The organism is Planosporangium thailandense (genome assembly GCF_011947195.1).
In the GTDB taxonomy this organism is placed as follows: domain Bacteria; phylum Actinomycetota; class Actinomycetes; order Mycobacteriales; family Micromonosporaceae; genus Planosporangium; species Planosporangium thailandense.
The window spans coordinates 260628-281729 of the sequence record NZ_JAATVY010000001.1 but is presented as its reverse complement, the minus strand read 5'-3'; the positions used below and the strand labels follow the sequence as shown (position 1 = coordinate 281729).

General features: G+C 71.1%; 17 protein-coding genes. 11 read left to right on the top strand and 6 right to left on the bottom strand.

Annotated elements, in window-relative coordinates; translation table 11 throughout:
• Positions 1 to 21: 21 nt before the first annotated feature.
• Positions 22 to 999, top strand: coding sequence for an RNA polymerase sigma factor SigB (gene sigB / locus HC031_RS01265; protein ID WP_277349611.1), 978 nt, complete (start codon positions 22 to 24; stop codon positions 997 to 999).
• A 73-nt stretch (positions 1000 to 1072) separates the two neighbouring features.
• On the opposite strand, the gene HC031_RS01260 is transcribed toward sigB, so the two are convergent.
• The 3 genes from HC031_RS01260 to HC031_RS01250 all read right to left on the bottom strand — a co-directional run bounded on the left by HC031_RS01260 (position 1073) and on the right by HC031_RS01250 (position 5724).
• Complete coding sequence (locus tag HC031_RS01260; RefSeq protein WP_167923530.1) at positions 1073 to 3622, bottom strand: bifunctional acetate--CoA ligase family protein/GNAT family N-acetyltransferase; 2550 nt, start codon at positions 3620 to 3622, stop codon at positions 1073 to 1075.
• A 75-nt stretch (positions 3623 to 3697) separates the two neighbouring features.
• Positions 3698 to 4873: an acetoin utilization protein AcuC gene (locus HC031_RS01255; protein ID WP_167923243.1), complete on the bottom strand. Its 1176-nt coding sequence runs from the start codon at positions 4871 to 4873 to the stop codon at positions 3698 to 3700.
• Complete coding sequence (locus HC031_RS01250) at positions 4870 to 5724, bottom strand: sulfurtransferase (protein WP_167923242.1); 855 nt, start codon at positions 5722 to 5724, stop codon at positions 4870 to 4872. Before HC031_RS01250 ends, HC031_RS01255 begins: the two co-directional genes overlap by 4 nt.
• A gap of 53 nt (positions 5725 to 5777) precedes the next feature.
• Between HC031_RS01250 and HC031_RS01245 the strand changes: the two genes are divergently transcribed.
• The 7 genes from HC031_RS01245 to HC031_RS01215 all read left to right on the top strand — a co-directional run bounded on the left by HC031_RS01245 (position 5778) and on the right by HC031_RS01215 (position 12255).
• Positions 5778 to 6461: an iron-dependent transcriptional repressor DtxR gene (locus HC031_RS01245; protein ID WP_167923241.1), complete on the top strand. Its 684-nt coding sequence runs from the start codon at positions 5778 to 5780 to the stop codon at positions 6459 to 6461.
• A gap of 386 nt (positions 6462 to 6847) precedes the next feature.
• Complete coding sequence (locus HC031_RS01240) at positions 6848 to 7504, top strand: UDP-N-acetylglucosamine acyltransferase (protein ID WP_338090422.1); 657 nt, start codon at positions 6848 to 6850, stop codon at positions 7502 to 7504.
• A 16-nt stretch (positions 7505 to 7520) separates the two neighbouring features.
• Complete coding sequence (locus tag HC031_RS01235; RefSeq protein ID WP_167923239.1) at positions 7521 to 7766, top strand: acyl carrier protein; 246 nt, start codon at positions 7521 to 7523, stop codon at positions 7764 to 7766.
• A 7-nt stretch (positions 7767 to 7773) separates the two neighbouring features.
• Entirely contained in the window at positions 7774 to 8520 is a 747-nt protein-coding gene (locus tag HC031_RS01230) for a 3-oxoacyl-ACP reductase FabG (RefSeq protein WP_167923238.1), read from the top strand.
• Positions 8517 to 9965 (top strand): AMP-binding protein, encoded by a 1449-nt coding sequence (locus HC031_RS01225; protein WP_167923237.1) that lies wholly within the window; start codon positions 8517 to 8519, stop codon positions 9963 to 9965. Before HC031_RS01230 ends, HC031_RS01225 begins: the two co-directional genes overlap by 4 nt.
• Positions 9962 to 11023 carry a LuxE/PaaK family acyltransferase gene (locus tag HC031_RS01220; RefSeq protein WP_167923236.1) on the top strand — a complete coding sequence of 354 codons (1062 nt, stop codon included), beginning with the start codon at positions 9962 to 9964 and terminating at the stop codon, positions 11021 to 11023. Before HC031_RS01225 ends, HC031_RS01220 begins: the two co-directional genes overlap by 4 nt.
• On the top strand, positions 11020 to 12255 hold the full coding sequence (locus HC031_RS01215) for an acyl-CoA reductase (protein WP_167923235.1): 1236 nt from the start codon (positions 11020 to 11022) through the stop codon (positions 12253 to 12255). The genes HC031_RS01220 and HC031_RS01215 overlap by 4 nt, the downstream gene beginning before the upstream one ends.
• Before the next feature lie 81 nt (positions 12256 to 12336).
• On the opposite strand, the gene HC031_RS01210 is transcribed toward HC031_RS01215, so the two are convergent.
• Positions 12337 to 13302: a lysylphosphatidylglycerol synthase domain-containing protein gene (locus tag HC031_RS01210; RefSeq protein ID WP_420813587.1), complete on the bottom strand. Its 966-nt coding sequence runs from the start codon at positions 13300 to 13302 to the stop codon at positions 12337 to 12339.
• Positions 13303 to 13863: 561 nt separating this feature from the next.
• Between HC031_RS01210 and HC031_RS01205 the strand changes: the two genes are divergently transcribed.
• The 3 genes from HC031_RS01205 to HC031_RS01195 all read left to right on the top strand — a co-directional run bounded on the left by HC031_RS01205 (position 13864) and on the right by HC031_RS01195 (position 18440).
• Positions 13864 to 14964 (top strand): DegT/DnrJ/EryC1/StrS family aminotransferase, encoded by a 1101-nt coding sequence (locus HC031_RS01205; protein WP_167923234.1) that lies wholly within the window; start codon positions 13864 to 13866, stop codon positions 14962 to 14964.
• On the top strand, positions 14961 to 15941 hold the full coding sequence (locus tag HC031_RS01200; protein ID WP_167923233.1) for a Gfo/Idh/MocA family protein: 981 nt from the start codon (positions 14961 to 14963) through the stop codon (positions 15939 to 15941). The genes HC031_RS01205 and HC031_RS01200 overlap by 4 nt, the downstream gene beginning before the upstream one ends.
• Positions 15942 to 16433: 492 nt before the next feature.
• Positions 16434 to 18440 carry a hypothetical protein gene (locus HC031_RS01195; protein ID WP_167923232.1) on the top strand — a complete coding sequence of 669 codons (2007 nt, stop codon included), beginning with the start codon at positions 16434 to 16436 and terminating at the stop codon, positions 18438 to 18440.
• A 44-nt stretch (positions 18441 to 18484) separates the two neighbouring features.
• On the opposite strand, the gene HC031_RS01190 is transcribed toward HC031_RS01195, so the two are convergent.
• Positions 18485 to 19096, bottom strand: a complete 612-nt coding sequence (locus HC031_RS01190; RefSeq protein ID WP_167923231.1) for a hypothetical protein — start codon at positions 19094 to 19096, stop codon at positions 18485 to 18487.
• Positions 19093 to 21084 carry a hypothetical protein gene (locus tag HC031_RS01185; protein ID WP_167923230.1) on the bottom strand — a complete coding sequence of 664 codons (1992 nt, stop codon included), beginning with the start codon at positions 21082 to 21084 and terminating at the stop codon, positions 19093 to 19095. Before HC031_RS01185 ends, HC031_RS01190 begins: the two co-directional genes overlap by 4 nt.
• Between the last annotated feature and the right edge of the window lie 18 nt (positions 21085 to 21102).

Here is a 21102-nt window from a genome sequence, read left to right as displayed (position 1 = left end):
AACGGGCTGGACGCCTCCGGACTGGACGGCGAGGACCTGGACACGGTCGAGGAGGCCGACCTGGCGTCCGCCGCCGACGAGCGAGGTGTCTCGGCCGACCTGGTCCGGGCCTACCTCAACGCGATCGGCCGCACCAAGCTGCTCACCGCCGCGCAGGAGGTCGAGCTCGCCCGGCGGGTCGAGGCCGGCCTGTACGCCGAGGAGAAGCTCGCCGGGAACGACATCGACGACCCGGACCTCCGCGCGGACCTGACCGTCGCCGCCGCCGAGGGGCGCGCCGCCAAGGACCACCTGCTGGAGGCGAACCTACGCCTCGTCGTCAGCATCGCCAAGCGCTACACCGGTCGGGGCATGGCGTTCCTGGATCTCATCCAGGAAGGCAACCTCGGCCTCATCCGCGCCGTCGAGAAGTTCGACTACACCAAGGGCTACAAGTTCTCCACCTACGCCACGTGGTGGATCCGCCAGGCCATCAGCCGCGCCATGGCCGACCAGGCCCGCACCATCCGCATCCCGGTGCACATGGTCGAGCAGGTCAACCGGATGGTCCGGGCGCGCCGCGAGCTGGCCACCACCCTCGGCCGCGAGCCCACGATCCCGGAGATCGCTGAGCATCTGGGCGTGCAGGAGTTCCAGGTGATCGAGCTGATCTCGTACGACCGGGAGCCGGTGAGCCTGGACCAGGCGGTGGGCGAAGACGGCGAGAGCGCTCTGGGTGACTTCGTCGCCCGCGTCGACCCGCGCGACGAGCCGGCCGACGACCCCGACGGCGGGGTTCTCCGCGACGAGGTCGAGATCGTCCTCGCCACGCTCTCCCAGCGGGAGCAGGCGGTGATCCGGCTGCGGTTCGGTCTCGACGACGGCCGCCAGCGCACGCTCGACGAGGTGGGCCGCGAGTTCGGCCTGTCCCGGGAGCGCATCCGGCAGATCGAGAAGGTGACGCTGCTCAAGCTGCGCGACCCGGAGCGGGCGAAGCGGCTGGAGATGTTCGCCAGCTGACCCCGAACGCGCGATCTTGGACACTTGGCGGTGCCATCGGCCCGCGAAGTGTCCAAGATCTGCTGGAGGCGACTCAGCGCAGGCGGCGCGGCCCGGTGTCCGGACGCGGTACCGCCGTGCCGATCCGGACGTTGACGTGCAGCACCGAGAGGCCGTCCGGCCGGGCCAGCACCGGATTGAGCACCAGCCGGTGCAGCTGCGGATGCTCGTCGGCCATCCGACCCACCCGCACCAGCAGGTCGGCCAGGGCGTCCAGATCGACCGGCGCCCCGCCGCGGTACCCGGTCAGCAGCGGCGCCGCGCGCGGCGTGCGCACCAGCGTCGCGGCGTCCCGGTCGGTCAGCGGCGCCGGCCGCCAGGCCCGGTCACCGATCAGGTCGCTCGCGACCCCACCGATGCCGAAGCCGACGACAGGCCCGAAGGCCGGGTCCTCGGCCGCCTCGACGACACACGCGACCCCGGGCGCGACCATCCGCTGGACCGCGACCTTCACGCCCTCCCCGAACAGCCGCTGCAGCTCGTCGTAGGCGCGGACGACGTCCTCGGCGTCGGCCAGGTCCAGCCGTACGGCGCCCAGGTCGATGCGGTGCCGCATCGGCGAGCGGGCGACCTTGAGCGCCACCGGGTACCCGATCTCCGCCGCAACCGCCGCCACCGTCTCGGCCGGTCCCGCGCACGGCCGGCTCGGCACCACGCTGATGCCGTAGCAGGACAGCAGCTCGTCCGCCTCGCCCAGGTCGCCGAGCTGCGCCTTCGCCGCGGCGGCGAGCTCGGCCACGATCACGCGGGCCCGGCCGCTGTCGACATCGGGCAGCTCCGGGACGGTGCCGGGCGGCTCACGCCGCCACGCCGCGTACGTCGCCGCACGCCCGAGCGCGCGGACCGCCTCCTCGACGGTCGGGTAGGTCGGCACCGCACCCGGTCCCCCGCACGGTGAGTCCCCTGCCGGATCGGTGGGGAAGACCGCGAGCACCGGCCGGTCGCTGCCGGCCGCGGCCGCTCGGACCTCGTCCGCGACGACCGTCGCGTCGTCCCACTCCTCGGCCAGCGCCGGGGCGTACGCCACGATCAGCGCGTCCACCCGCGGGTCGTCGAGCGCGTCGGTGACCGCGCGCCGGATCGTCGCCGCGTCCGCCATCGGGCCGACGTCGTGCGGGTACCCGGGGACGAACTCCAGCGCGAACGCGGGCGCGGTGGCCGCGGCGAGGGCCCCGAGCGCGGCGGCGTTGGTGACGAGGCCGATCCGCCGGCCGGTCGGCAGCGGCTGGTCGGCCAGCAGCAGCCCGACGTCGAACAGCTCCGCGACCGTGTCGACCCGGATCACGCCCGCGCTGGCGAACAGCGCCGCGACGCCGCGCGCGTCCGGCCCGGGCGCCACCGCCTGGAGAGCCGGCGGGCGTACCGCGCTGGCGACCGCGACGACCGGCTTGTGCCGGGCCAGCTCCCGGGCGATGCGGGCGAACTTGCGCGGGTTGCCGAACGTCTCCAGGTAGAGCAGGACCACGTCGGTACCGGGGTCGTCCCGCCAGTACTGGAGCAGGTCGTTGCCGGAGACGTCGGCGCGGTTGCCGGCGGACACGAAGCTGGACAGGCCCAGGCCGCGCCGGTCGGCCTCGCCGAGCAGCGCGGTGCCCAGCGCGGCGGACTGGCTGAAGAACCCGACCCGTCCGGCGCGGGGCAGCTGCGGTGCGAGGGTCGCGTTGAGCCCGACCTTCGTGTTGGCGATGCCGAGGCAGTTCGGGCCGACCAGGCGCATGCCGTGGCCGCGTACCGAGCGCAGCAGTCCGGCCTGCGCCTGCGCGCCCTCCAGGCCGGCCTCCGCGAAGCCGGCGGACACCACGACCAGCCCGTGGACGCCGGCCGCCGCGCAGTCGGCGACCACCTCACCGACGGCGTCGGCGGGCACGGCGACCACCGCGAGGTCGACCGGGCCGGGAGCCGCGGTGAGCGTCGGGTAGGCGGTCAGGCCGCCGACGGTGGGCGCGGTCCGGTGCACCGGGATGATGTCGCCGGCGAACCCGCCGGCGCGCAGGTGCCGCAGCAGCGCCGCGCCGACGCCCCTGCCGCGCGATGACGCGCCGTAGACGGCGACCGCCCGCGGGCTGAGCAGCCGGGCGATCGATGCCGCCTCCGAGCGCTGCTCACGCCGCCACTGCACCGTCAACGACTCGGGCGTCGGCGCGATCGGGAACGACAGGTGGACCACGCCGTCGGCGAAGGTGCGTTCGACGGCGTACCCGGCGTCGGCGAAGACGCGCAGCATCGTCGCGTTGGTCGGCAGCACCTCCGCGACGAACCGGCTGATGCCCTCCTCACGAGCCGCGGCGGCGAGGTACTCCAGCAGGACCGAGCCGAGCCCGCGGCCCTGGTGCGCGTCCTCGACGACGAACGCGACCTCCGCTTCGGTCGCGCCGTCGCCGAGCCGGTCGTACCGGCCGATCGCGATCAGCTCGTCACCCAGTTCGACCACGAACGCCTCCCGGTCGTGGTGGTCGACGTTGACGAAGCGCTCCAGGTCGCGGGGTGGGATCCGCGGGTACGGGGAGAAGTAGCGCAGGTAGCGGGTGCGCTCGGAGAACCGCGAGTGCAGCGCGACGACGGCCGGCCCGTCGTCGGGCTGCATCTGGCGGACACGGGCGGTCGATCCGTCGGACAGGACGATGTCGGCCGTCCGGGCGGCCTTGCGCGTGGGCACTGCTCAGTCCCTCGGGTCGGCGGGGTCGAGGCCGAGCAGCGGGAACACGGTCCGGCGGGTCGCCAGGATCGCCCGGTCGATCGCGTCCGGCGCGTCGAACCCGGGTGACCAGGGGTGGTACGCCGGGTCACCGCCGTCGGTCATGGCATCCGGGCAGCGGCGGTCGGGACACCGGTCGGCGGCGAGCGCCCGCCAGCTCGGCGGCGTGGGCAGGGCCGGGTCGAGCGGTTCGCCCGTGACGACGGCCAGCAGGTGCGTCCAGGCCCGTGGCACGGCCTCGACCAGGGCGTACCCGCCGCCGCCCATGGCGATCCATCGGCCGCCGCACAGCTCCTCGGCGAGGTCGCGCAGCGCGAGGTACGTGGCGCGCTGCCCGTCGACGGTCAGGCGCAGGTCGGCGAGGGGATCGAGCCGGTGCCCGTCGGCGCCGCACTGCGTGACGAGCACCTGCGGCCGGAACGTGCGCAGCGCGCCGGGCACGACCGCGTGAAAGGCGCGCAGCCAGCCGGCGTCGGTCGTGCCGGGTGGGAGCGCGACGTTGACGGCGGTGCCCTCCGCGCCGGGGCCGCCGGTCTCGGCGGGGTACCCGGTGCCGGGGAACAGGGCCAGCGGCGTCTCGTGCAGGCTGATCGTCAGGACGCGGGGGTCGTCGTAGAAGATCTGCTGTACGCCGTCGCCGTGGTGCACGTCGACGTCGACGTACCCGATCCGCTCGGCGCCCAGGTCGAGCAGGCGGGCGATCGCGACGGCCGGGTCGTTGTAGACGCAGAAGCCGGACGCCCGGTCGGGCATCGCGTGGTGCAGGCCGCCGGAGATGCTGACGGCGCGCCGGGTCTCGCCGCGCCACACCGCCTCGGCCGCGCGCATCGTGGCGCCGGCGACGAGGGCGCTCGCCTCGTGCATGTTCGGAAAGACGGGGTTGTCGGGGGTGTTGAGCCCGTGCCCGTGCGCGCCCAGCATGGCGTGGCGTACCGCGTCGAGGTACCCGGGGGTGTGCACGCGCAGCAGCGCGGCGTCGTCGGCCGGTTTCGGGGCTTCGAGCCGCACCCCTGGGCGGTCGAGGACGCCGAGCTCACCGGCGAGCGCCATGGTCAGCTCGACGCGTACCGGGTTGAGCGGGTGCTCACCCATGTCGTAGTCGAGCAGCGACTCGTTCCACACGACCAGGGTGTCGGTCATGACGAACCCTCCTCCCCCGTCGCCACCGCACGCTCCGGGTCGGTGATCCAGTGGCTCCAGGAGCCGATGTACAGGGCGGGCTCGAACCCGGCGACCGTGAGCGCGAGGGCGGTCTGCGCGGCCGTCACGCCGGAGCCGCAGTAGGCGGCGACCGGCCGGTCGGCCCGTACGCCGAGGTCGGCGTAGCCCGCCCGCAGCAGCGCCGGCGGGTGCAGCCGCCCGGCTTCGTCGACGGTCTCGGCCGCCGGCTGGTTGCGGGCGCCGGGGATGTGGCCGGCGACCGGGTCCACCGGCTCGGTCTCGCCCCGGAAGCGGGCCGGCACCCGGGCGTCGATCAGCACGCCGTCGGCCGCGACGGCCTGCGCCCCGGTGGCGTCGACGACCGGCAGCGAGCCGGCGCCGACCGTCACGTCGCCGGGGATGGGTGTCGCTTCGGCCCGGGTCACCGGGCCGCCCGCCGCGGTCCAGGCCGCGTACCCGCCGTCGAGGACCCGCACGTCGGCCAGCCCGGCCCAGCGCAGGATCCACCAGGCCCGGGCGGCGGCGCCGGTCGGCGGGGTGCCGCCGGCGTCGTACACGACCACCGGGTGCCCGGCGCGCACGCCGCCGCGGCGCAGCGCGGCCTGGAGCGCCGCCGGATCGGGTAGCGGGTGACGACCGCCGGCGCCGGGCGGTCCGGCGAGGTCGGCGTCGAGGTCGAGGAAGACGGCCCCGGGCAGGTGTCCGGCGTCGAACGCGGCGCGGCCACCCCCGGTAAGGGTCCAGCGCACGTCCAGTACGGTCGGCGGGTCGTCGCGATCCAGCTCGCCGACGAGCCCGACGGCGTCGACGAGATGCTGCCGGTCGGTCATGGGCTCAGTCTGTCCTACCCGCCAGGTAACATCGACAAACGGGAGGGTGCGTTTTGAACGAGCTGGTCGACACCACGGAGATGTACCTCCGGACCATCCTCGAGCTGGAGGAGGAGGGCGTTGTCCCGCTGCGTGCCCGCATCGCGGAGCGGCTGCACCAGAGCGGGCCGACGGTCAGCCAGACCGTCTCGCGGATGGAGCGCGACGGCCTGCTCAGCGTGGAAGGCGACCGGCACCTCGTGCTGACCGCGGCGGGACGCGCCTACGCGGTCAGCGTCATGCGCAAGCACCGCCTGGCCGAGCTGCTGCTGGTCAACGTCATCGGCATGCCCTACGAAGAGGCCCACGAGGAGGCCTGCCGCTGGGAGCACGTGATGAGCGAGGCCGTGGAGCAGCGCGTCTACGAGCTCCTCGGGCGGCCGACCCGTTCGCCCTACGGCAACCCCATCCCCGGGCTCACCGACCTGGACGGCTCGCAGGCGTCGGGCGCGTCCGCCGGTGACGGCGAGCGCAACCTGGCCTTCCCGGGCCTGAGCGGTCCGGTCGTGGTGAGCCGGATCTGCGAGAGCGTGCAGACCGATGCGGGGGTCCTGCGTCAACTGCACGCGGCCGGGATCGACCCCGGCGCCCACGTCACGGTGGCACAGGAGCGTGACGCGGTGCGCATCGACCGCGAAGGCGACCAGATCCGCCTGCCGCGCGAGGTCGCCTCGCGGGTGTTCGTCGCCTTTGCGTAGTCGAACAACTACGATACGTAGTTACCTGGCGACCACCCTGCCCACAATCGACAACCGCGGAGCCCCATGGTGACGAGTGCCGTTCCATCGATGGCTGGCGGCGGGCGGGAATAACGTCGCCGACGACGGGTACGGATGACTCGACGTCGGCCCCCGACCACCCCACTGCGGTTCTGGTCACCTGCGCCGGCCACGTGTGTCCCCCGACCGGCCGCTGCGGGTAAACTGCCGCAGATCGTTCCGGACGGCAGCGGTATCACCGGTCCGGAAGGGCACGGATGGGGGTTGACAGCACGACCCCCGCGTTCCTGACGTTACTCACGCACACAGACGAGACAGGCATAGTGGCGAACAAAATCCATCCCACTGCGATCATCGGTGCGGGCGTGGAACTAGGTGACAACAATGTCATCGGGCCATACACCGTACTCATCGGACCGACGCGGATCGGCGACAACAACCTGATCGGGCCGCACGCGTCCATCGGCACGCCGGCCGAGTACCGGGGCGGCCCCCACCCCGTCGGTTGGGACGGTGAGATCGAAGGCGCCGGCGTCATCATCGGTGACGGCAACATCATCCGCGAGTTCGTCACCGTGAATCAGGGCACGCACGAGCCGACGACGATCGGCAACGACTGCTACGCTCTCGCGCGCAGTCACATCGGCCATGACATCGTGCTGCACAACTCCGTGACGCTGGCGGACGCGGTACAGCTCGGCGGTCACACTCACGTCTGGAGCTGGGCGAACATCGGCATGGGTACGGTTGTCCACCAGCGCACGCAGGTCGGGCCCGGCGCCATGATCGGGATGGGCTCGGCCGTGCGTAAGGACGTGCCGCCGTTCACCATCACGGTGGGAAATCCGGCGCGCGTGTCCGGCGTCAACCGGGTCGGCCTGTCGAGGCGCGGGTGCAGCGACGCGGTGGTCGACGTGTTCGCCTCCTACCTGGCGGGCAAGAGCCCGCTGCCGGCCGATCTGCCGGCCGAGCTGGCCGATCAGCTCGCCGCCTGGTCCAAGATCCAGACTCAAGAGAGCTGACGAGGAGAAACCAAGTATGAGCACCGCCATCGCCGACCGCCTGCGGGGCGTCTTTGTCGAGGCACTCGAACTGCCGGCCGATGTGGACGTCGAGAACCTCAAGTACCGCGATATCGAGCAGTGGGACTCGCTCGGCCACATGACGCTGGTCGCGGCCATCGAGGACGAGTTCGGCGTCCAGCTCGACACCGAGCAGGTCATCGACATGAGCAGCTTCAAGGTCGCGCTCGACATGCTGCAGTCAATGGGCGTCGAGGGCTGACGGCATCGTGGGTAGCCTCGCAGGTCGGGTAGCCGTCGTCACCGGCGGCACCCGCGGTATCGGACGGGCCACGGCACAGGCGCTGGCGGAGGCCGGCGCGACCGTCGTGGTCACCAGCCGGGACGCAGAAGACGCCAAGACGGTCGCCGCGGAGCTGGCCGAGGCGCACGGCGTACCCACGAGCGGTGTCGGTTTCGACGTGGCCGACTTCGACGCGGTGGGTGCGGCGTTCAAGGGCATCGCCGCGGAGCACGGGCGCATCGACGCTCTCGTCGCGAACGCGGGCGTGCTCGAAGACGCGCTCATCGGCATGATCAAGCCGGAGCTGATCGACCGCATGCTCGCGACCAACGTGGCCGGCACGATCAACACCGTGCAGGCCGCGGCCCGGGTCATGATGCGCAAGCGCTCGGGCGCGATCGTCGTGCTCGCGTCCATCGTGGGCGAGCACGGCAGCGCCGGCCAGACCGCGTACGCCGCGTCGAAGGCCGCGGTGGCGACGGTCGCGCGGTCGGCGGCCAAGGAGCTGGGCCCGCGCGGCATCCGGGTCAACGCGGTGGCTCCCGGCCTGATCGAGACCGAGATGATCGCCCACCTGCCGAAGGATCTGGTCGAGGACCGGGTCGCGCACACGTCGCTGCGCCGCCTCGGCGACCCGATGGACGTGGCCAGGGCCATCCGCTTCCTCGTCAGCGACGAGTCGGCGTTCATCACCGGACAGATCCTCGGCGTTGACGGTGGTCTCGTGTTGTGAGTACTGATCTTGTCGCCGCAGGCGCCCGACTGATCGACGCCGCGACCGGAGAGGAGCTCGCCGGCGCGGCGCTCACGACCGCGATCGACGCGACCGCCGCGTCGCTCGCGGAGCTGCCCACCGGCGCGGTCTTCGCGCGTACCGGCATCAGCACGGCGGCTGTCCTGCGCTACCTGGGCTGCTGGGCGGCGCACCGGCCGGTCGCCCTGCTCGACCCGGCGCTCGACCCGGCGACGCTCGCCGAGATGGTGCGCCGGTTCGCCCCGGCCGCAGTGGTGGGCCTGGATGAGGGCGGAGCGGGCGCGCAGGCGGGCGACACCCCGCCGGGCTACGAGCGCCGCGACGTCGGCCCGCTGGGCCCGGCCTGGGTACGCACCGGCGGTGAGCCGGCCGCCAGCCCCCACCCCGACCTCGGGGTGATGCTCGCGACGTCAGGATCCACCGGAAGCCCGAAGCTTGTCCGACTGTCGCGCACCGCGATCACGTCCAACGCGGCGGCGATCGCGCAGGTGCTGCACATCGACGGCGACGAGGTCGCGCCGACCAGCCTGCCGCTGTTCTACAGCTACGGCATGTCGGTGCTCAACAGCCACCTCGTCAGCGGCGCGACCGTGGTCGTCGTGGACGGTGGCGTCCTGGCGCGCGAGTTCTGGCAGGCGTTCGACCGCTACAGCGCGACCTCGCTGGCGGGCGTCCCGTACAACTACGAGATGCTGGCCAGGATCCGCTGGAGCCCCGCCAAGCACCCCAGCCTGCGCACGCTGACCCAGGCCGGCGGCCGGCTGCGCAACGAGATGATCCTGGCCTACCACGAGAAGATCTCCGCGCTGGGCGGCCGGTTCTACGTGATGTGGGGCCAGACCGAGGCCGGGCCGCGGATGAGCACGCTGCCCGCCGACCAGCTTCCGCAGCGGGTGGGCTCGCCGGGGCTCGCGCTGCCCGGCGGCACGCTCTCGGTACGCCTGGACGACGGCAGCGAGACGCGGGAGCCGGGCGTCACCGGCGAGATCGTCTACCGCGGCCCCAACGTGATGATGGGGTACGCCGACACCGCGGCCGACCTGAGCCGCGGCGACGACCAGGGCGGCGTGCTGTACACCGGCGACCTGGGGTACCTCGACGACGAAGGTTTCCTGTACCTGACCGGCCGGCTCAAGCGCATCGGCAAGGTCTTCGGCATCCGGGTCAACCTCGACGACATCGAGAAGTTGGTCGGCCAGGCCGGCGTGGACGGTGTCGGGCCGGTGGCCGCCGTGCCCGCCGGGGACAAGGTCGTCCTGTGGTGCGAGGGGACGGTCGACGCCGACCGCCGGGCCGAGGTGGCGAAGCTGCTCGCCGAGCGGATGAAGCTGCACCGCTCGGGGTTCGACGTCCGCGACATCGACCGGCTGCCGCTGCTCTCCAACGGAAAGATCGACTACCGGACCTTGGAAGCGAGATCATGACGGTCGCCACCAGCGTCTTCAGTAAGTCTCAGGCCGAGCGGGACGTCTCTCTGCTCCAGGAGCTCACCGAGCTGACCGAGCACCACCGGGCGGCGAGCGTCGAGTACCGCCGGATCCTCGACGCGATCGGGCACCCGGCCGGCCGGAGGTACGAGCGGGTCGCCGACCTGCCGTGGCTGCCGGTTCGGCTGTTCAAGCACCACGCGCTCAAGAGCGTGCCGGACGACGAGGTCTTCAAGGTGCTGACCTCCAGCGGCACCACGGGCGCCGAGGTGAGCCGGATCTTCCTGGACAAGGAGGCGGCCGCCGCCCAGCAGCGCATGCTGTCGGCGACGATCCAGACCGTCATCGGCCCCAACCGGCTGCCGATGCTGCTGGTCGACACGAAGGCGCTGTTCAAGAACCGGCGCTCGTTCTCGGCGCGCGGCGCCGGCGTGCTCGGCATGATGAACTTCGGCCGGGACCACACGTTCGTCCTCGACGAGAACGAGCGGCCCGACCTGGACGCGGTGCGCGGTTTCCTCGCCAAGCACGGCGACCAGCCGTTCCTCATCTTCGGCTTCACGTTCATGGCCTGGCTCTACCTGTACGAGCTGGCCCGCGACGAGCACCTGGACCTTTCCAACGGCATCCTCATCCACAGCGGCGGCTGGAAGAAGCTGATCGACCAGGCCGTGGACAACGCCGAGTTCCGCCGCCGGTTCGCACAGGACACCGGGCTGACCCGCATCCACAACTACTACGGCATGGTCGAGCAGATCGGCACGGTCTACGTGGAAGGGCCGTCCGGCAACGGGCTCTACTGCCCCGACTTCGCCGATGTGATCGTCCGTGACCCGGTCACGTGGGAGGAGGTGCCGGTCGGCACCCCCGGCGTGATCGAGGTGGTCAGCACCCTGCCGCGCTCGTACCCGGGCCACATCCTGCTGACCGAGGACCGTGGGGTGATCCACGGCATCGACGACGGGGACTGGCCGGGCAAGCGCTTTTCCATCCTGGGCCGGCTGCCGCGCGCCGAAGCGCGGGGCTGCAGCGACACGTTCCAAGGGGCGGCATGAGCACAGTCGAGCAGCGGTTCCCGACCGGGGCGCCGACCAGCGTGAGTGACCTGCTGGCGGAGGTGACCAGCGAGCCGCCGGGCGGCCGGCTGCGGGTGGGCGACCCCCGGGTGAGCGACTTCCTGGTCGCGTTCGCCCGCCGCCTGCTGGCTCCCAGCGTGGCCCGCCGCTTCCCTGAACTCGCGTCACTCGGCTTCTTCCTGCGCCGCGGCGAACTGGAGAAGACCATCGCGGCGGCCACGCCGCCGCTCGGGCAGCTGCGCTTTCCGCGCGGGGTCGTCTTCCACGTGCCACCGGCGAACGTGGACACCATCTTCGTGTACTCCTGGGCGCTGTCGGCGCTGGCCGGCAACCCGAACATCGTGCGTATCTCGTCCCGGTCGGCCGGGGCCGCCGTGGCGGTGCTCGACGCGCTCAACACCACGCTCGCCGACGCGGATCCGGCCATCGCGCAGACCCAGCGCATGGTCACGTACGGGCGCGACGACGCGGTCACGGCGGCCCTGTCCCAGGGCTGCGACCTGCGGGTCATCTGGGGCGGCGACCGGTCGGTGACCGACATCCGCCGCCACCCGCTGCGCCCGTCCGCCCGCGACGTCACGTTCCCCGACCGGTCGTCGTTCGCCGTCATCTCGGCCGCCGGCTGGCGCGCCGCCGACGCCGCGGCCCGGCGGGACGTGGCGATCGGGCTGTACAACGACTCGTACTGGTTCGACCAGGCCGCCTGCGCGTCGCCCCGCGCGATCTACTGGGTCGGCGAGCCGGAGGCCGTCCGCGAGGCCCGCGACGAGCTGTTCGGGCTGCTCGCGGAGGTGGTGGAGAGCAAGGGTACCGAGGTCGACGCCGCCATGTCGGTGGAGAAGCGGGTGTCGACCTACGGGCTCGCCGCCGAGGGCGTCGCCAGCGAGGTGCGCTTCGCGGGCAACGCGATCGCCACGGTGGAGCTGGTTGAACCGGGGCTGGTCCCCCGGCGCTGGCTCGGCGTCGGCACGTTCCCGCAGGCGCAGGTCGGGTCGCTCGACGATTTGGTGAGCATCGTGGAGCGGCGCGACCAGACGATGAGCCACTTCGGCTTCGGCACCGACGAGCTGGTGGGCTTCGCCGAACAGCTCGCCGGCCGCGGCGTGGACCGGATCGTGCCGATCGGCGACGCGCTCACCTTCTCGTCCGTGTGGGACGGCTACGACCTGCTGCGTGAGTTCACCCGGCTGACCACCGTCCAGAGCAGGTAGTCCCCGAACCCCCCGAACGACGCGTCCTCGGCCGCCGGAGTGGCGGCCGAGGACGTTCGGCTTACGGGCCGGTGACCGGCGTCAGTCCTCGACCTGCGGCGTCGCGACCCGCGCGGACCGGCGGTCACGAAGGGTGGTGAGCGCGGCCGCCCCCGCCATCAGGGCGTCGGCCAGGATGAACAGCATCCGGGACATGAGCGCGATGCCGTACGCGATGCCGGCCGCGTTGTGCCCGGGTAGCGAAGGCACGAGGGCGGCCACCAGCACGGCCTCCCGGACGCCGAGCCCGGAGGGCGCGAAGATGGCGAACACGCCGACGGTCAGGGCGAGCGCGAACGCGCCGATGGACCGGAACAGCCCATCGACTCCCGGGGCGGCCTGTGCGTTGGCCAGCAGCCACAGGTGGATGCCGAAGCAGACCCAGCCGACCGCGGCCCAGCCGACGACCCGGAGCACTCCACCCCAGCTGAGCGTGTGGGTCAACGGAGGCCGGCGCAGCACTCGCAGCAGCAACTGGATGAGGCGGGTCAGCACCTGCGGGATCGCACAGATGAGCGCGATGGGGACCAGCACCATCACGATGTAGAGCGCCACCCGGACGGAGCTTCCGTACGACTCCGCCGCCTTCGCGCCGTCGAACAGCGACGGCAGCGCGAGAGTACCGACGGCCAGGGCCGCGGTGGTGCCCAGCCCGAGGGCGACGATCGAGGCGAGGAATGCCCGCGCCCTGGGCAGTCCGGCCCGGCGGCCGAACTCCATCTGCATCACGTACGCCCAGACGCTTCCCGGCAGGTACTTGCCCAGGGCGCCGATGAAGTTGATTCGTGCCGCGGACACGAAGGACACCTCGTGTTCGAGGTCCTTCAGGCTGGCCCGCCAGGCCATGACGTTGGCCAGCATGCCGGCGATGGCCGCGACGAGCGACAGCGCCACCGACTGCCAGGCAAGCCCCAGCCAGGCCTGGCTCACCTGCTTCCACTGCGTCACCACGCTGTAGACCATGAAGCCGGCGATCGCGACCGCCAATACGATCTTCAATGCGGTCACGATGGCGCGCCGCGCGGAAGAGGCCTTCGGTGTGACCGGCGCGGTGGCCTCAATCAGCGCGACGTCTTCGGACACAAAGATCACCTTTTCAACTGCCTGGCGTAGGGGAAACCAGCAAACGCGTGGCTGACGTTCACCGACTCAACCACAGCGTAGCCATCGGCGTCGGCAATGATCCCCGGACCTGTATTGATCATTTCTGGAGCGACCGCCGGACATCGACGGTTCCGGGCTCTACAGAACAACAGTGTCCCCTTCGGAGTGTTCGTAAACGCTCGGACCGACGACTCATGGTTACTGTCAGCGACAGCGAATTGAACTCCGAGTAATCGGAAAGCCATATCGCCGTAAGGCCCACGCGACCGTGGACGGCAATAGCGGAATCGTGACGGTCGACCCCTCGTGAGGACCATCACGCGACGCCTTCCACGCTCGCCGGTACGCCGGCGTGACCGTTCATCCTGTGCCGAATACCTTTTGTGCCCGGCAAGACCGGATACGACGAATCGAGACTGCCGTAGTACGGTGCATCGTGCTGCCGTAGTCGTCAAGGAGTTCAGGTTGATTCCCATCTCGAGTGTCCGCATCAGCGAAGAAGCGGAAAGGCTCGCCGTAGAAGTCATTCGCTCGGGCATGCTGGCCCAGGGCCCGATGGTCGCCCGCCTCGAGCGAGAGTTCGCCGAGTTCGTGGGCGTGTCCCACGCCGTCGCGGTCAACAACGGCACGACCGCCCTCATCGCGGCCGTGCAGGCGCTCGACCTCCAGCCGGGTGACGAGGTAATCACCAGCCCCTTCACGTTCGTCGCGACGCTCAACGCGATCCTCGAGGCGGGAGCGGTGGCGCGGTTCGCCGACATCCGCGAGGACGACTTCTGCGTCGACCCCGACGCCCTCGAAGCCGCGGTCGGTGAGCGCACCAAGGTGCTCATGCCGGTCCACCTGTACGGGCAGACCGCGGACATGGACCGGATCGCCCCGCTGGCGCAGCGGCACGGCCTGGCTCTGATCGAAGACACCGCCCAGGCGCACGGCGCCACCATCAACGGCCGCGCGGCCGGCAGCTTCGGCATCGGCACGTTCTCGTTCTACGGCACGAAGAACATCACGACTGGTGAAGGTGGAATGATCACCACCAACGACGACACGATCGCCGATCGGCTCCGCCTGCTGCGCAACCAGGGCATGCGCCAGCGGTACCAGTACGAGATGGCGGGCAACAACTACCGGCTGACCGACCTGCAGGCCGCGCTCGCGATCCCCCAGCTCACCGTCTACGAGGAGCTGGTGAAGCGGCGCAAGGAGAACGCGGCGCGACTCACGGCGGCGCTGCGGGACGTCCCCGGCGTACGCGTACCGACCGAGCTTCCCGGCCGTTCGCACGTCTGGCACCAGTACACGGTGCTCATCACCGACGAGTCCGCGCGCGACCGCGACGAGGTGATCCGCCTGCTGGGCGAGCGCGGCATCGGCTGCGGCATCTACTACCCGAAGGTCGTGTACGACTACGACTGCTACGCCAACAACCCGAACGTCGTCGCGGACCCCGCGCCGGTCGCGGAGCGCGTCGCGGCGCGCTGCATCTCGCTGCCGGTACACCAGCACCTGACCGACTCCGAGGTGGACCAGGTCGCCGAGGCCGTACGCGCGGCGGTGACGGCATGAGCGCGGCACGTCCCAAGGTCGTTCTGGTGGGAACCGGCTCGATGGGCTCCCTGCACGCGCGGGTGCTCTTCCAGTCGGAGCGCTGTGACCTGATCCGGGTCGTCGACCCGAACCGTGAGGCCGGCACCGGCATCGCCAACCGGTACGGTGCGAAGTGGACCCCTGAGCTGGGCGACCTCAGCGACGCGGACGCGGTCGTCCTCGCGGCCCCGACCGAGCACCACCACAAGATCGCCCACGACATTCTCGCCGCGGACAAGCCGCTGCTCATCGAGAAGCCGGTCTGCGGGAGCCTCGCCGAGAGCGAGGAGATCGTCGAACTCTCCGAGAAGCGGGGGCTGCCGCTGGTCTGCGGGCTCCTGGAGCGGTTCAACCCGGCCGTGATGACGGCGATGGCGCTGGTGGACCACCCGGTCCACGTGACCGCCGCCCGACACTCGCCGTACGTGCCGCGCATCCGCACCGGGGTCGCCTGGGACCTGCTGGTGCACGACGTGGACCTGGCCATCCAGATCTTCGGTGGCGCCGAGCCGGCGCGGGTGCGAGGCATGCTCGGGCACTTCCACCCCCGGTCGCTGACCGCGGCCGAGGACGTGGCCGAGGCCGTGATGAACTTCGCGGGAGGCGGCATGGCGACGGTGTCCGCGAGCCGCATCAGCCAACGCAAGCTGCGCGCGCTGACGATCGCCGAGGTCGACCGGCTCATCGAGGTCGACCTGCTGCGCCGAGACGTCACCATCTACCGGCACGTCGCCCTCGACGCCGCCACCCCCGACGGGCGCGGCTACCGGCAGCAGAGCATCATCGAGATCCCCGAGCTGACGACCTCGCGGGAACCCCTGGCCGCGCAGCTCGACCACTTCCTGGACATCGTGGAAGGGCGCAGCGACGCCAAGACCGAGCGCGCCAGGATCCTGCCGTCGCACCGCGCCGTCGCGCAGGTCATCAACGACAACTACGGGCCGGAAGAAGCCTGACCCAGGCCGTGCCGAACGGGCCGATCCCACCTGGTGGGGTCGGCCCGTTTGCTGTCACGCCACGGACCTGCCCACGCCTCACGCACGTCCGCGACCGGCACGCTTGACCGATCGGGCATGGACGCGGCACCGGCCCGGCACGTCAGCGCGGCTCAAAGATGGTGATCATCGTCTGAACAGGTAATTCGTCGCCGCCTATCGCTAGAAATAGGCTTCGGTGGTTTCGGTATGCCCTATTGTTCGTGAGCTGCCGGGGACGGACGGAGCCGTCGCTGCACAGGCGGTAGCGGACAGCCCGAAACTCCTCGGATCGCCGCATCGCGCTCATTCGGCATACGGACGCGCCGGAACCGCTGTGCGGGCAGCCGTCCCGACCACCGCCCCGGGTGATCCGAGCACACAGTCCCACCCGGGTGCCGGTCGGCGCGCCTATGGACGACCCCCACAACGAGAAGTAGCCCGACCCCCCTTGGCACGACCCCGGAGTACTGCGTGACCTCAACGATAGAAAGCCCGGTACGGGAGGAGTCCGTCGAACCGCGACTCCGCAGTCGCCTTCCGGTTGGCTCGCGGTACGCGTGGTCGGCTGTCGCCCTTGTGCTGGCGTGGTGCCTGCCGGTGCTCACCGACATCCTCGGCGTCGACTGGATTCTGCCCATCCTGCTGCTGGTCGCTACGGCGAGCCTGATGCGGTCGGGCCGGACGGTACTCGACCGCCTCGTGTTCGCCGCGGGCCTGCTGTTCGGGGCCACCTGCGCCATGGGGCTACTGCTGTCGATGTGGCCGTGGCATCTGGCGCCGGTGGCGGTCGCCGGCACGGCGTTCTCCGGACTGGTGCTGACGGCGCTGGGGCTGCGCCGACGGCCGAGCCTTCCCCGCACCTTCGGCGCGGCCGACTGGCTCGTGGTGGGGTTCACGCTGCTCGCCTCGATCGTGCCGCTCTCCACGCTTCGCCACACCACCCCCGGCTGGCTGTTGGGACGGGTGGCGTACGGTGACGACTTCTCCCGTCACTACGCGCTGTACGACGAGATCCGCGCCGCGGGCGGCTACGTCTTCCTGCACCGCCACAGCACGCCGTTCGTTCCCCCTGAGCTCAAGGCGTACCCGCAGGGTTCGCACTTCCTGTACGCCCTGCTCGAGAACTTTCTCCGTTCGTCGTCACACGCCTCCTCGACACTCGGCACCTTCAACCATCTGGTGCTGTTCCTGCTGGCCAGCGAGGTCTTCCTCTACCTCACCGTGCTGTGGGCCATCCGCTGGGTAGCCGGCGTCTGGCTGTCCGGCTGGGCCGCGCTGCCGCTGCTCGGCGCCGCGGCGACGTATCTCGCCTTCGGCGACCCGGTCCGGCTCGTACCGGACGGGTACGTGTCGCAGGTGCCCGGGTTGGCGGTGCTCGTCATCACGGTCGCGTTGCTGGCACGACCGGTGGCGCGTACCCGCGAACAACTGGTGCTGGTCGGCGCCGTGGTGGTGGCGACCTCCTTTGTGTACTACCTTTCTCTACCCGTGGTGCTGGTCAGCGTCCTGGCGTGGCTGGTCCGGTACCGTCGGCGACTGCGCGGTCACCGCGTGGCGCTCTGGCTGTCCGTGGCGGTCACCGGGGTGCTCAGCCTCGTCACGCCGCTGACCAACATGCGCGCCAACAACGGCGCCCAACTGTTGCTGCCCGGCGGCGCGAGCATGATGAGCCGCTGGCTGACCATCCTCGTCACGGCCGTTCCGCTCGCCGCGCTGTGCCTGCGAAAGGTTCGCCGGCTGCCGGTATGGCAGCTCGCGGGCGTTCAGGTCGCCACCGCGGCGCTGCTCGCCCTGGCGATCTACGCCTACCAGATGGTGATGCTGGGGCACAGCATCTACTACTTCGAAAAGACGCTGATGCAGCTCGCCATGGTGAGCCTGGTCGCGGGCGGCGCACCGGCGATCGCCGTACTGTCGGGACTGCGCTCGGGGGCCCGACCGCCGCGGGTGCCGTGGCCCCGCTGGGTCGTGACCGCGGGCGCGGCCGTGACCTGCCTGCTCGCCGCCGTCGGCGTCGTCGTCAAGCCCGCCCCGTACGTACACTCCAGCCGGGGGCTGCTCTACCTGCGCGACGACGGCGCGACGCCGTACGTCGGGGAGGTCGTCGCACAGACGCTTCAGCGCTTCCCCCGCAACGACGGCTACGTGGACCTGGTGTTCTTCTACCCGCCCGACGGGCAGTCACCGACGGCCTGGTGGACCCGCACCCAGCAGGCCTACGCAACCCTGTACGTCGGCACCATCCAGCGCAACTACGTACACGCAGGTCCGATGTACGGCTTCGTCCATCCCTCGCTCACGCCTGACATGCCCCCCGCGGCGCTCATGCGGCACCTCCTTCAGGAGCACGTCCGGGCTCGGATCATCACCGAGCAGCCTGAGCTCATCGCCGAATACCGACGGTTGGCGGCCGTGTTCCCGGAGGCCGGCCTCGTCGTCGTGGACGCGCGGGACTGGCTCGGAAAGCCGACCGCGTAACGGGTTCCACATCGCCGGGCTGCGGCTCGCGGCACGCGGATCCGTCAGTGCAGGCGCTCAGCCAGGTCGCGGGCGACGGGCAGCGCGAGCGCCGCCAGGTCGGTCGGCCGGGACGGTGCGGTGAAGGTCGAGGTGTCGCTCGCGTTGAGCACCCGGTTGCCGGACTGCAGCCGCGGCGGCACGTCGATCAGGACCGCGACGTACGAGTCGCCGACCCGGAACCGTAGCTCGCCGGAGTCGTCGATGCAGGACTCGTCGCCGATCGTGGACATCGGCGCTCCCCTGAGGGGCCGGGTCCGGCACGCGGCCATCAGCTTGGCGCCGTTGTCCAGCTCGTTGTAGATGTACACGCGAAGCGACTGATCGCCGTCGCGCCTACTGTCCTTGGGGCTGAACTGGTACAGGCAGCGCTGTACGTTGGCGGCGATCCGGCTGGTGGGCGGGTTGCCTGTCACCTGCGGCCAGCCGGCGCGCTTGAGGGTGCCGGCCAGCACCCGCTGCATCGACTTGGCCGTGTACGCCCGGCAGGGGTCGTCCCTGAGCTCCTGGCTGGTGAGCGGGGAGCCGGGCTTCGCCGGCACCTGCGCGGCCGCGCAGGCGGACAGCAGGGAAAGCCCGGCCGCAGCGACGATGCGGTAGCCCCACGACGCTCTCACTTCCGCCCCCTCAGGTCCACAATTTGCAGGTCAAGGGTGGGATAGCGAGACTTGATCCGGCTGAAGTACTCAAGACTCACCGTGTCGTTGACCAGCACCCGGTAGGGCTCCGGCGAGGTCATGAGGAACTCCGCGGTTTCGGCTTCGCTCGTGCTGAGCCATGGGTAGCCCCAGTAGAAGACGGACCAGCTGGCTCGGTAGTTGTGCTGCAGCACCGAGGTGTAGAGCGTGGCCCAGTGAGACGCGTCGCGGCCACCCAGGTCCGCGCGGGAATTCAGCTGGACCCAGGTGATGCGACCGTCCGGGCGTGGGAACAGGCGGATGGCCTCGGTCGTCCCCTGACCGGCGCCCCAGACGGCGTTCTTCTGCTGGAAGTGGCGCCGCCCCGTACCGACCGGGCCGTCGTACTGAAGGTTCGTGACGGCGAAGAACATCGCTCCGGACAGCGCGGTCGCGCCTGCCAGCACCGCGATCCGGTGCTGCGCCACCGCGGCGAGCATCGGCGCGAGCACGAGGATCACGGATCCGGACGAGACCACGGTCACCACGAACATCTCGTGGAACAGCTTGTCCAGGTAGTAGGTCTGATTGGCGTGGCCGCTCAGGACCTGGTCCACGAAGAGCCCGGCCGCCGGCAGCGTGCTCACGACAATGAGGACGAGCGTCGTCCGCCAGATCCGCGAACGCTTGTGGAACCGCAGGATCGGACCGGCCAGGGCGATCAACAGCCAGGCGACCACGACCGCCCGGTCGACCTTCGTGATGCCACCCGGCAGCAGGAGCCGTTCACCGACGCCCTGCGGGCTGTAGACCGTGTTGACCACGGGCGAAACCGCCGCGCCCACCAGGCACACCACCGCGGTCACACCGAGCAGGATCGGCCTGCGCAACAGCGTCCGGCGATCCCTGATCAGCCAGACCAGGGCGGCCAGGCCGGCGAACGGCAGGAAGAGGAAGTAGGCGAACGAGACGCCGATCAGCAGCGACGCCACCAGCACGATCTGCTCGCGCACGCGATGGACGGGGCGGATGACGAGCGCGACGAGCAGGGCCAGCAGCCCCCATCCCGCCATCTCGGACGGGAAACCCCGGGTCAGCAGCGTGATGGGGTCGCCGAAGAACAAGTAGCCGGACACCGCACCGATGAACGGCAGCGATACCCAGCCCCGCAGCAACGGCCCGGCGACCCATCGCATGGCCCAGAGCGTGGCGACGCACAGGAAGACGTAGGTGCCGATGTCGAACGTGATCATCAGGTCGAACGACGCGACCGCGTTGGCGCGGTCGGCGCCCTGCGGCATCAGGTTCGCCAACAGCGCGTAGATGAAGTGGACGCCCTGCGGATAGCTGTCGTACCCGGCGTCGATGTTCGGCATCGGCGCGCCGCGGTGCAGGAACAGGTACCCGCCGACGGTCCGGATGGTGTCGTAGATGGTGAAGTGGCGGGCGAGGGCACCGCCGATGGCGAGGATGCTGAGGCGGTCACCGAACCCGCGGCCGAGGAATGGCCGGACGGCAAGCGCAGCCGTGACGAGCGTGCCCGCGATCACCCCGTACTCGGGAACGCCCAACTCGCGGACGGGCAACGCCGGTCGGCGCCCCGCGACGGCCCCGGCGACGACCAGTGAGGTCAGAGCCAGACCGGTGGACTGCAGGGGCTCGAGGGCGCCGGACCACAAGGAGAGCGGAAGGCCGACGGTACAGACCACTCCGACGAGAAGTCCGAGCGCCAGGACCAGCCGGTCGAGTAACGTGCGGCCGGACCGGATCAGGGACGCCGTCCCGATCCAGATCAACAGCGGCAGTATCCAGCCGATCCGCAGCGCCAGGCACACCACCGGAACGACCCACGCCGCAACGAGCAGCGCCAGCACGATGAGGAACGCTCGGGGTGTCCGCGGCCCCCGCCACCAGGACGGCCGGTCAGACGGGGCACCCGCGTCGCGCCCCACCGGGTCAGCGGCGGAGCTCTTGAGATCGGGAATCACCTGGAGCCGGCCCCCTAT

Coding starts and splice junctions, on each gene's coding strand:
- HC031_RS01200 (WP_167923233.1), top strand. CDS start 14,961: ATGAGCGCGGCACGTCCCAAGGTCGTTCTGGTGGGAACCGGCTCGATG.
- HC031_RS01235 (WP_167923239.1), top strand. CDS start 7,521: ATGAGCACCGCCATCGCCGACCGCCTGCGGGGCGTCTTTGTCGAGGCA.
- HC031_RS01260 (WP_167923530.1), bottom strand. CDS start 3,622: ATGCAGCCCGACGACGGGCCGGCCGTCGTCGCGCTGCACTCGCGGTTC.
- HC031_RS01220 (WP_167923236.1), top strand. CDS start 9,962: ATGACGGTCGCCACCAGCGTCTTCAGTAAGTCTCAGGCCGAGCGGGAC.
- HC031_RS01250 (WP_167923242.1), bottom strand. CDS start 5,724: ATGACCGACCGGCAGCATCTCGTCGACGCCGTCGGGCTCGTCGGCGAG.
- HC031_RS01255 (WP_167923243.1), bottom strand. CDS start 4,873: ATGACCGACACCCTGGTCGTGTGGAACGAGTCGCTGCTCGACTACGAC.
- HC031_RS01215 (WP_167923235.1), top strand. CDS start 11,020: ATGAGCACAGTCGAGCAGCGGTTCCCGACCGGGGCGCCGACCAGCGTG.